The sequence below is a fragment of the Stenotrophomonas sp. SMYL8 genome (assembly GCF_036320065.1).
GTDB classification, from domain to species: domain Bacteria; phylum Pseudomonadota; class Gammaproteobacteria; order Xanthomonadales; family Xanthomonadaceae; genus Stenotrophomonas; species Stenotrophomonas maltophilia_A.
In genome coordinates, this window is record NZ_JAWIRR010000014.1 from 25,604 (window position 1) to 35,086 (window position 9,483).

The 9,483-nt window shown below is 66.2% G+C and carries 9 protein-coding genes; 6 read left to right on the plus strand and 3 right to left on the minus strand.

The genetic code is table 11. The features are described 5' to 3' along the window. Positions 1–13 precede the first annotated feature (13 nt). Entirely contained in the window at positions 14–709 is a 696-nt protein-coding gene (locus V3B25_RS12740) for a hydrolase (protein ID WP_201117311.1), read from the plus strand. Positions 710–721: 12 nt separating this feature from the next. Here the strand turns inward: V3B25_RS12740 and V3B25_RS12745 are convergent, their stop codons facing one another. Together V3B25_RS12745 and V3B25_RS12750 are read right to left on the minus strand one after the other, a co-directional pair. Next, positions 722–1,138 carry a VOC family protein gene (locus tag V3B25_RS12745; RefSeq protein WP_329810798.1) on the minus strand — a complete coding sequence of 139 codons (417 nt, stop codon included), beginning with the start codon at positions 1,136–1,138 and terminating at the stop codon, positions 722–724. A 59-nt stretch (positions 1,139–1,197) separates the two neighbouring features. After that, positions 1,198–2,301, minus strand: a complete 1,104-nt coding sequence (locus tag V3B25_RS12750; protein WP_049421863.1) for an alkene reductase — start codon at positions 2,299–2,301, stop codon at positions 1,198–1,200. A 129-nt stretch (positions 2,302–2,430) separates the two neighbouring features. Here V3B25_RS12750 and V3B25_RS12755 point away from each other — a divergent pair, with 129 nt between their 5' ends. Continuing rightward, positions 2,431–3,336: a LysR family transcriptional regulator gene (locus tag V3B25_RS12755; protein WP_049461842.1), complete on the plus strand. Its 906-nt coding sequence runs from the start codon at positions 2,431–2,433 to the stop codon at positions 3,334–3,336. Positions 3,337–3,383: 47 nt separating this feature from the next. Here V3B25_RS12755 and V3B25_RS12760 read toward each other — a convergent pair whose 3' ends face one another. Next, a complete protein-coding gene (locus tag V3B25_RS12760; protein WP_329810799.1) occupies positions 3,384–6,473 on the minus strand; it encodes a TonB-dependent receptor in 3,090 nt (1,029 codons plus the stop codon). Between the two features lie 212 nt (positions 6,474–6,685). Between V3B25_RS12760 and frmR the strand changes: the two genes are divergently transcribed. The 4 genes from frmR to fghA all read left to right on the plus strand — a co-directional run bounded on the left by frmR (position 6,686) and on the right by fghA (position 9,399). Further along, positions 6,686–6,961: a formaldehyde-responsive transcriptional repressor FrmR gene (gene frmR / locus V3B25_RS12765; protein ID WP_005411009.1), complete on the plus strand. Its 276-nt coding sequence runs from the start codon at positions 6,686–6,688 to the stop codon at positions 6,959–6,961. Positions 6,962–7,027: 66 nt separating this feature from the next. Continuing rightward, positions 7,028–8,137, plus strand: coding sequence for an S-(hydroxymethyl)glutathione dehydrogenase/class III alcohol dehydrogenase (locus tag V3B25_RS12770; protein WP_012512082.1), 1,110 nt, complete (start codon positions 7,028–7,030; stop codon positions 8,135–8,137). 8 nt (positions 8,138–8,145) lie between these two features. After that, positions 8,146–8,505: a YqcC family protein gene (locus tag V3B25_RS12775; protein ID WP_049421830.1), complete on the plus strand. Its 360-nt coding sequence runs from the start codon at positions 8,146–8,148 to the stop codon at positions 8,503–8,505. Between the two features lie 63 nt (positions 8,506–8,568). Continuing rightward, entirely contained in the window at positions 8,569–9,399 is an 831-nt protein-coding gene (gene fghA, locus V3B25_RS12780; protein ID WP_329810800.1) for an S-formylglutathione hydrolase, read from the plus strand. Positions 9,400–9,483: the final 84 nt, after the last annotated feature.

Genomic DNA, 9,483 nt, shown 5'->3' on the forward strand with positions numbered 1-9,483 from the left:
GCAGGAGACCCCGATGGATACCGCTGTGAACGCCCGCGCCTGGCTGGACCACCACGATCTGCTCGACCCCGCACCGATGCGCTTGGAAACCGGCATCCAGCGCCGCGAAGATGGCACCCTGCTGGTGGCGGTGCGTACCGATCTGCACGGTTGCAAGGGCCGCATGCTGGACTGGTGGTTTACGTTCTTTGAGACCACACAGCACATCCGCTGGTGGCATCCGGTCGATCATGTCGAGCATCGCGGCTGGGACGCGGCCTGGCAGCGCGGACGCAGCTACCACGGTGCCAGCATCCACGCGGTGGAATCGCTGGCCGACATCCCGCCGGTGGCGGCACGCCTGAAGTTCCATGACCCGCGCACGTTGCTGGTGCCCGAGCGCCTGCAGGTGGCACAGGATGCAGGCGATGTGTCGGCGGTGATCGCCGCGCGCATCGGCTTCGGAGATCACGTACGCCTGGATGCAAACGGTGATCCCTGCGACGGGCAGATGCTGCATGTCGCACGCGATACGCCGTTTGGCTGCGTGCTGCGCAGCCGCTTCGTGCTCGGCCTGGACAGCACCGATCCGCACTGCGATGCCGGCGATGCGGTCGGCCTGGGCCTGCTCAAGCACTGCTACACGGAGTTCAGTTTCCTCTCGCGCCTGCTGCCGTCGCTGTACTACGGTGAGCGCGCCAACGGTGAAGCGGCGCCATTGCCGTGGTGAACGATGCGCCGGTCACTCGGCCAGCGCGTCGTAGCCTTCGCCACTGAACTGGATCAGGCAGAAGCCGTGGCCGAACGGATCGGCCAGCACGGCGATGCGCCCCCAGCGGCGCTCGCGCACGGACTGCTCAAGCGTCGCCCCGGCCGCAACCGCACGGACCAGTGCGGCTTCGATGTCATCCACCACCCAGTCCAGGTGCAGCGGCGTCCAGTGACGCTCGTAGTCGCGCACGTCGCCGTCTTCGGTGGCGGCGCTGCCGGCCTCGTTCTGCAGCAGGTACAGCGGCGTTGGCCCACCGAGCAGCTCCACGGCGCCCGGGCCTAGACGGCGCCCGATGCGCAGGCCGAAGGCTCGGATGTAGAAGTCCTCGGCAGCGGCAAGATCGGGGACATCGAGGTTGACGATGAACGATGCGGTGGGCGTATCCATGGGCAGATCCAGTGGATGCGGGTGAGCAGTGTACGCCCGCATCCACGCATCGCGTGGCTCTACTGCGCGCGCGGGTAGTCGAGGTAGCCTGCCTCGCCGCCACCGTAATAGGTATTGCGGTCGGGCGTGGCCAGCGCGACGTTGTGCTGCAGGCGTTCGACCAGATCCGGGTTGGCGATGAACGGCTGGCCGAATGCGGCCAGGTCGATGGTGCCGGTCTCGACCAGCTGCAGGGCGCGCTCCCGGGTCATGCCACCGGCCAGGATCACGTTGCCACCGTAGGCTTGCTTGAACTGCTGCAGGAACGCCTCGCCCAGCACCGACTGCCCCGCCTGCAGGTTGTCGTTGAGATGCACGTAGGCCAGCCCGCGCTTGCCCAGTTCCTCGGCCAAGTACAGATAGGTGGCCTCGTTGTCGGGGTAGTACGGCATGTCGAAGGTGAGGTTGTTCGGCGCCAGGCGCACGCCGATGCGGTGCGCGCCGATGCGCTCGGCCATCGCATCGACCGTCTCCAGGATCAACCGCGCACGATTCGGCAATGAGCCGCCGTAGCGGTCCTCGCGTTCGTTGATGAGCGGGTTGAGGAACTGCTCGAACAGGTAGCCGTTGGCGGCATGCAGTTCGATGCCGTCGAAGCCGGCGGCAATGGCGTTGTCCGCCCCGCGTACGAAGTCGTCGATGATGCCGGGGATCTCCGCAGTCTCCAGTGCACGTGCCGGGGTGGGATCGGCATGGCCGCGGCTGCCGTCGTCCAGATAGACGAACGAGGTGTTCTTCGGTGCGCTGGCCACCGGGCGGGTACCGGCGCTGACCGGTTGTCCACCCCCGGGCTGCAGCGAGGCATGCGACATGCGGCCGACGTGCCAGAGCTGGGCGAACATCGTGCCCTGCGCTGCATGCACCGCCTCGGTGACGAGCTTCCACCCGGCCACCTGTTCGGCCGACCAGATGCCCGGCACATCGATGTAGCCCTGGCCCTGCGGCGAGACCGGCGTGCCTTCGCTGATGATCAGGCCGGCGCTGGCACGCTGCCGGTAGTACTGCGCGGTGAGCTCATTGGCGACCGAGCCGGGGTTGCGGGCACGGGTCATCGGGGCCATCGCGATGCGGTTGCGCAGGGCGATGCCTGTCAGGTCGAACGGACGGAACAGGGCGGCGGTCATGTTGGTCATCTCGGTGCGGGGAAGAGCGCCAGCGGCGCGATGCACACAGGATGGAGTTGACATGCGGGCGCATAAAGCGCTTCGATCTCCCTTGGTGGGGGACTATTTGTCCCCAATGGGGTGCGAACGATGCTGCCGCTGGAATCCTTGAATGGCCTGGTGACGTTCGTCACGACCGCACGCTCGGGCAGCTTCACCGAGGCGGCAGACGCGCTGGGCATCTCGCGCTCGGCGGTGGGCAAGGCCATCGCCCGTCTGGAAGCGCGGCTGGGGGTGCGCCTGTTCCATCGCACTACGCGGCGCATCGCACTGACCACCGATGGCGAGGCGTACTACGCCTCCTGTGCGGCGGCGCTGGAAGAAATCTCCGCGGCCGAGGCCTGTCTGGGTTCGGCGGGCCTGCCCAGCGGGCGGCTGCGCATTGACATGCCGTCCTCGTTCGGGCGGCTGGTGGTGCTGCCGGTGCTGCTGCGGTTGTGCCGCCAGTATCCGGACCTGCAGTTGACGATGACCTTCACCGATCACTTCGTCGATCCGGTCGAAGAGGGCATCGACCTGCTGATCCGTTTCGGTGGGCTGCACCAGGCCGAGCACCTGGTCGCGCGCCGGCTGGGGCGCCAGCGCCTGGTCACCTGCGCATCGCCGGCGTACCTGCAGGCGCATGGCGTGCCGCGCACGGTGCAGGAACTGGCGCAGCACCGCAGCATCGTCGGCTTCCGCCACGGGCAACCGATCTGGTGGCGGATCGGCAGCGAGGAGGACGAGGGAACGTTCATTCCCAGTGCGCCCTATCAACTCAACGATGGCGACGCGGTGATCGAAGCGGCCATCGCCGGCCTCGGCATCTGCCAGATGCCCATTTCACTGGTGCGCCGCCATCTCGATTCCGGCGTGCTGCAATCGGTGCTGGACGAACACATGCAGCGGCACATCGACATCCATGCGCTGTGGCCACCGACGCGTCACCTGCGGCCGAAGGTGCGCTACGTGGTGGATGAGCTGACCCGGTTGGCGGAACAAGGTCTGTTTGATTGAGCGGGGCCCGTACACCGGGCCCCGCCTGTGGAAACGCTGCGCCAGGCCTACTTGAAGTTGTAGCGCAGGCTGGCCATGTAGCGACGGCCCAGTGCATCCAGTACATACGGGAACGGCCCGATGTCATCGCCCACGTTGATCACCGACAACGTCACGCGCGCGGCGTCGGTGATGCGGTAGGTGACGTTGGCGTCCCAGGTGGTCCAGCTGTCGCGGTAGAAGTACTGACGGCTTTCCGGGGTATCGGTCATCGTGTACTGGGCGCGGCTGGTGTAGTTGGAGGCCACGCCGTAGTTCCAGTTGCCGATGCGATGCTGGGCCGTCCAACGGAACTGGCGCTTGGGCTCGTTGAAGCTGCCCGCCTGTTCGACGAACGGCACGTCCCGGTTCGCGGCCTGGCCACGGTTCTTCGGCATGTAGCCGTAGAAGTCCAGGTCCAGTACGCCGAAGCGCGACAGGTCCCAACGGTAGCCGACTTCGGCGGTCCAGCCACGGAACATCAGCACCGGGCCGTTGCCATACTCGGTCTTGATGCTGGTAGCCACGCCGGTGTTCGGATCACGCGTCACCAGGCTGCAGAAGCGGTTGGCGTTGGGCACGTTGGCGGCGTTGAAGTCGGCAGTGTCGAAGCAACCGGTGATGATGTCGTTGGCGCTCAGCGACGTGATCACGTTGTTGATCTTGATGTCATACCAGTCGGCGGCGACGCGCAGGCCCGGGATCCATTCTGGGGCGAACACGATGCCGGCCGTCCACGACTTCGCCGTTTCGTTCTGCAGGCGGGTGCTGCCGTTGGTCGAACCCAGCGTATTGGTCGGCTGCTGGCGGAAAGTGTTCGGATCGGCACCCGGGTAGGCGGCGAAGAACGCCTGGCAGTTGCGGCGACGCACCGCCGGATTTGAGCCGCCGCTGATGTTGTCCAGCGAGCACACTTCCGGGATGTTGTAGTAGGCCGGCTGCTGGGTGGTGTAGAGCTCGGCGATGGAGGGCGCGCGCAGTGACTGGGTCTTGTTGCCGCGCAGCTGCAGGCCGGCGATCGGTTCGTACTGGATGCCGTAGGTGAACGCATTGAACGCGCCGGCGACGGAGTTGTCGACGCGGCGGAACTTGGCGGTCAGGTCCAGGCGATGCAGGCCCGGGATATCCCAGTCGGGATTGAACAGCGGTGCCAGCACTTCGGCGAACACTTCGTTGGTGTGGTACTTGCCCTCGGCCGCCTGGGTCGGCACCGAACGGCCCTGGCCCAGGCGCTGGTACTCGCTGGGGGTGAAGGAGCCTTCTTCGCGGCGGTGTTCGAAGCCGGCCGCCGCGGACAGCTCGCCGCCGGGAAGATCGAACAGGCCGCCGGATACCGACGCATTGATGACGGTCTGGCGGGTCTGCGCCTTGGCCACGGTCCGGGTGGAGACATAGTCCAGGGCTTCGCGCGACGCCTGGTTCTCGCCGAACAGATTCAGCGGGCGGCAGTTCGCATCGGCCGTGGTGCCCGGGCGGGTGGCATCACAGATGATGCGCCCGCTGGCGTCGGTGGTGACGTTGATCGCATTGATGAAGTTCTGCTGGATCAGGCCGGTGCCGAGGTAGTCGAAGTCACCGCGGCCGTGGGTGACGCTGGCTTCCCAGTTGAAGCTGCGCTTTCCGACCTCGAAGAAGCCGTTCAGCCCGAGCACCGCACGGGTCAGGCGGGTTTCGGTGCTGGCGTTGTTCATCGACAGGTCGCGCGAAGATCGCGACAGGCGGAACGAGGTGATGCCGTTGTCGGCGAGGATCTTGCGGGTTTCCGCACTGAGGAACGGATTGCTGGCGCTGAAGGTCAGTGCACCGCTGGCGGTACCGCCGCCGTCCAGGCGCGCATTGCCGAAGGACACCGCGTTGTAGACGTTCTGGTCGAGGGTTTCGCGGGCGGTCGCTTCGTATCGCGAAAGCTCGAAGAAACCGCGCACGTTGTCGGTGAAGTCGAAGCTGCCGGTGGAGAATACCGAGCGTCGTTCGAGGTCGGCGATCAGCGGCACCGTCTCGAACAGGTTCAGGCCGTCACCGCCGGAGGCGTTGCCGCCCGCGTAGCTGGTGCCGGGATTGAACTCGACCAGCTTGCCCTCGTTGTTGAACTGCCACAGTTTGTCTTTGTTCGGGCCGAAGCCAAGGATGTCGCCCAGGCCGTTGCGCGTGTAGCTGCCGGTCGCCGGCATCACCAGGCCACCGAAGGTCATGCTGGCAATGCGCCGGTTGCGGATCCAGACCTGGTCGGGGATACCATCGCGGGGCCCGGTGTTGAACGGAATGCTGCCGTCGATGCGGCCATCATTGGTCGGCCGGCGCAGGGGCTGGGCAGTGGCATTGGCCGCCGTGGGATTGGCCTGCAGGCTGTAGCCCTGGCGGTAGAAATCGCGTTGCAGCGCGTTCACCCCATCGGCGTTGTCCAGCTCGGCGGCAACCACGATGTGGCCACGGCCATCAGCGAAGTCGGTACCGAAGATGGCCGACCAGGAGTAGCGCTCGTTGTCGTTCTTGCTGGTCCTGCCGTAGCCCAGCTCGACTTCGGCACCCTCGAACCGGTCTCGCAGGATGATGTTGTTGACGCCGGAGATCGCATCCGAGCCATAGGTGGGTGCACCGCCAACGCTCAGGCTTTCAATGCGTTGCACCATGACGCTGGGAATGGCGTTCATGTCCACCTGGATGCCCGAGCCGCCGCCGGCTCCGAAGATGGTGGGCGGTGTAGAGGTGACGAAGCGGCGTCCATTGACCAAGGTCAGCAGGCGATTGCTGCCCAGCCCGAACTTGCTGGCGAAGTTGACGCCTGCACCGAAGCCGGCCTGGTCGCCGCGCGAACTGACGCCGGCACTGACCCCGGGAATCCGGGTCAGGGCATCGATGAGGTTGGTGTCGCCATAGTTCTCGATCGATTCACGGCTGACCACCGCGGCGGGCTCGAGCGTGTCGAAACCGGCGCGGTAGATGCGCGAGCCGGTGACGGTCATCCGGTCCAGCTGCACGGGGGTCTTGCTGCTGGCGGGCTCGGCCTTCTGTTCCTGCGTGGCGGCCTGCTGCGCCATGGCCGGTGCGGCGGCCACCAGCACCAATGCCGAACCCAGCGCGGCAGACAAGCGACTGCGGGCGAACAACGGTCGGTACATGATTTCTCCCTGGTCACGCCAATGTGACTCGGGGGTAAACGCGGGCGGAAGGCAGGCACCCTACGTCATGAAAAAGTAACAAATGAATCTATTTATTATTCATTCATATTCCGGGCTGGTCTGTCTCTGGAGCCTGCCTCGGCAGCACCAGATCGTTTCATTCGCCCCTGTGTGTATACTATCCCCCAGTATAGTTCCGAGGTGGCCCCGCCATGCCGCACTCCCCCGAAGAGAAGAAGAAGGTCCTGGCCCGCGTGCGCCGTATCCGCGGCCAGTGCGATGCGCTGGACCGCGCGCTGGAAGCCGGTGCCGACTGCGGGCCGGTGCTGCAGCAGATCGCCGCCATCCGTGGCGCGGTCAACGGCCTGATGTCCGAGGTGATGGAGGCCCATCTGCGCGAGGAGTTCGGGCAACCCGCTGCCTCAGACGAACAGCGCGCCGAACGCGTGCGCGACATGAGCGCATTGATCCGCTCGTACCTGAAATAAGCATCGGCGCCATATCCCGCCGATCGTCCTGCCATTCCCTTTCCGCCTGATCCTGGAGAAGCCACCATGAAGTCCCGTGCCGCCGTCGCCTTTGGTCCCGGCCAGCCGCTGCAGATCGTCGAGATCGACGTCGCCCCGCCGAAGAAGGGCGAGGTGCTGGTCAAGATCACCCACACCGGTGTCTGCCATACCGATGCCTTCACCCTGTCCGGCGATGATCCGGAAGGCCTGTTCCCGGTGGTGCTGGGCCATGAAGGCGCCGGCATCGTGGTGGAAGTGGGCGAGGGCGTGACCAGCGTCAAGCCGGGCGACCACGTCATTCCGCTGTACACCGCCGAGTGCGGCGAGTGCCTGTTCTGCAAGAGCGGCAAGACCAACCTGTGCGTGTCGGTGCGTGCCACCCAGGGCAAGGGCGTGATGCCCGACGGCACCAGCCGCTTCAGCTACAACGGCGAGCCGCTGTACCACTACATGGGTTGCTCGACCTTCAGCGAGTACACCGTGGTGGCCGAAGTCTCGCTGGCGAAGATCAACCCGGACGCGAACCCGGAGCACGTCTGCCTGCTCGGTTGCGGCGTCACCACCGGCATCGGCGCGGTGCACAACACCGCCAAGGTGCAGGAAGGCGACAGCGTGGCGGTGTTCGGCTTGGGTGGCATCGGCCTGGCGGTGATCCAGGGTGCGCGCCAGGCCAAGGCCGGCCGCATCATCGCGGTGGACACCAACCCTTCCAAGTTCGAACTGGCGCGCGAATTCGGCGCCACCGACTGCATCAACCCGAAGGACTACGACAAGCCGATCCAGCAGGTCATCGTCGAGATGACCACCTGGGGCGTGGACCACAGCTTCGAGTGCATCGGCAACGTCAACGTGATGCGCGCTGCGCTGGAATGCGCGCACCGTGGCTGGGGCCAGAGCGTGGTGATCGGCGTGGCCGGTTCGGGCCAGGAGATCTCCACCCGTCCGTTCCAGCTGGTGACCGGGCGCAAGTGGATGGGCACCGCCTTCGGCGGCGTGAAGGGCCGCAGCCAGTTGCCGGGCATGGTGGAGGACGCGATGAAGGGCGATATCGAACTGGCACCGTTCGTCACCCACACCATGGACCTGGACAAGATCAACGAAGCCTTCGACCTGATGCACGAAGGCAAGTCGATCCGTTCGGTGGTCCACTACTGAGCCGCGTCATGGGCTGGCTGGATGCCCTGCGCCGGCCGCGTGCGGAAGACCCGCGCGCGGCCCTGGTGGCTCCGATCGAGCAGGCGTTGCGTGCGCTGGGCTGGGTAGTGGGCGAGGTGGGGCCACCGCGTGCGGTGACCTCGGCCTTCGGCAGCGACGATGGCATGCCGTTCGAGCAGTGGCTTGCGCAGGTATTCCTGCCGCGCCTTCATGAGGCGCGCGCAGCCGGACAGTGGCCGCCGCGCAGCGATGTGGCCGTGGCGGCCTGGCGCAATCTTGATGGCCAGCCTGGCGTCGAATCGTTGCTGCGCCTGCTGGCGCAGCTGGATGAACGGATCAACAAAGGCATCCACGCCGCGCGTGGATAAGCCGACCAAGGTCGGCATCTACCAGAAGCACGCGTGCGCTGACGCGCCGCGCAGGAGAACACCATGGAACGTATTGAACACCGCGCCTGTTTCGGCGGCTGGCAGGACGTCTACCGGCATCATTCCACCACGCTGGGCTGCGACATGCAGTTCGCCGTGTACCTGCCGCCGCAGGCGGAAACGCAGAAACTGCCGGTGCTGTACTGGCTGAGCGGGCTGACCTGCACCGAGCAGAACGTCATCACCAAGGCGGGCGCGCAGCGCTACGCGGCCGAGCATGGCGTGATCATCGTCGCGCCCGATTCCAGCCCACGCGGCGATGACGTGGCCGATGCCGAGGGCTATGACCTGGGCAAGGGGGCGGGGTTCTACCTCAATGCCACCCGTGCACCGTGGGCGAAGCACTACCGCATGCACGACTACGTGGTGCAGGAACTGCCGGCACTGATCGAGGGGAATTTCCCGGTCACCGATGCGCGCGGCATCAGCGGCCACTCGATGGGCGGTCACGGTGCGCTGGTGATCGCGCTGCGCAACCCGGGGCGCTACCGCAGCGTGTCGGCGTTCTCGCCGATCGTTGCGCCCAGCCACGTGCCGTGGGGGCAGAAGGCCTTCCACGCCTACCTGGGCGACAACCCGGCGGACTGGGCGCAGTGGGATGCCAGCGAACTGGTCGCCGTGGCCACTGAGCGCCTGCCGTTGCTGGTCGACCAGGGCGAGGCGGACGAATTCCTGCAGACCCAGCTGCAACCGCAGCGCCTGCAGCAGGCCTGTGATGCCGCCGGTCATCCGCTGACCCTGCGCCTGCAGCCGGGCTACGACCACAGCTACTACTTCATCGCCAGTTTCATCGGCGAGCACATCGCCCACCACGCCCGCGCCCTGCACGGCTGACGGCTTTCCGGTAGTGCCGGCCGCTGGCCGGCAACCTGCAGCCCTGTGATTCCCCGGGATTGCCGGCCAGCGGCCGGCACTCCC

Excerpts from the sequence above, each read along its gene's own strand:
- V3B25_RS12740 (WP_201117311.1), top strand. The coding sequence starts at position 14 with ATGGATACCGCTGTGAACGCCCGCGCCTGGCTGGACCACCACGATCTG.
- V3B25_RS12745 (WP_329810798.1), bottom strand. The coding sequence starts at position 1,138 with ATGGATACGCCCACCGCATCGTTCATCGTCAACCTCGATGTCCCCGAT.
- V3B25_RS12750 (WP_049421863.1), bottom strand. The coding sequence starts at position 2,301 with ATGACCGCCGCCCTGTTCCGTCCGTTCGACCTGACAGGCATCGCCCTG.
- V3B25_RS12755 (WP_049461842.1), top strand. The coding sequence starts at position 2,431 with ATGCTGCCGCTGGAATCCTTGAATGGCCTGGTGACGTTCGTCACGACC.
- V3B25_RS12760 (WP_329810799.1), bottom strand. The coding sequence starts at position 6,473 with ATGTACCGACCGTTGTTCGCCCGCAGTCGCTTGTCTGCCGCGCTGGGT.
- frmR (WP_005411009.1), top strand. The coding sequence starts at position 6,686 with ATGCCGCACTCCCCCGAAGAGAAGAAGAAGGTCCTGGCCCGCGTGCGC.
- V3B25_RS12770 (WP_012512082.1), top strand. The coding sequence starts at position 7,028 with ATGAAGTCCCGTGCCGCCGTCGCCTTTGGTCCCGGCCAGCCGCTGCAG.
- V3B25_RS12775 (WP_049421830.1), top strand. The coding sequence starts at position 8,146 with ATGGGCTGGCTGGATGCCCTGCGCCGGCCGCGTGCGGAAGACCCGCGC.
- fghA (WP_329810800.1), top strand. The coding sequence starts at position 8,569 with ATGGAACGTATTGAACACCGCGCCTGTTTCGGCGGCTGGCAGGACGTC.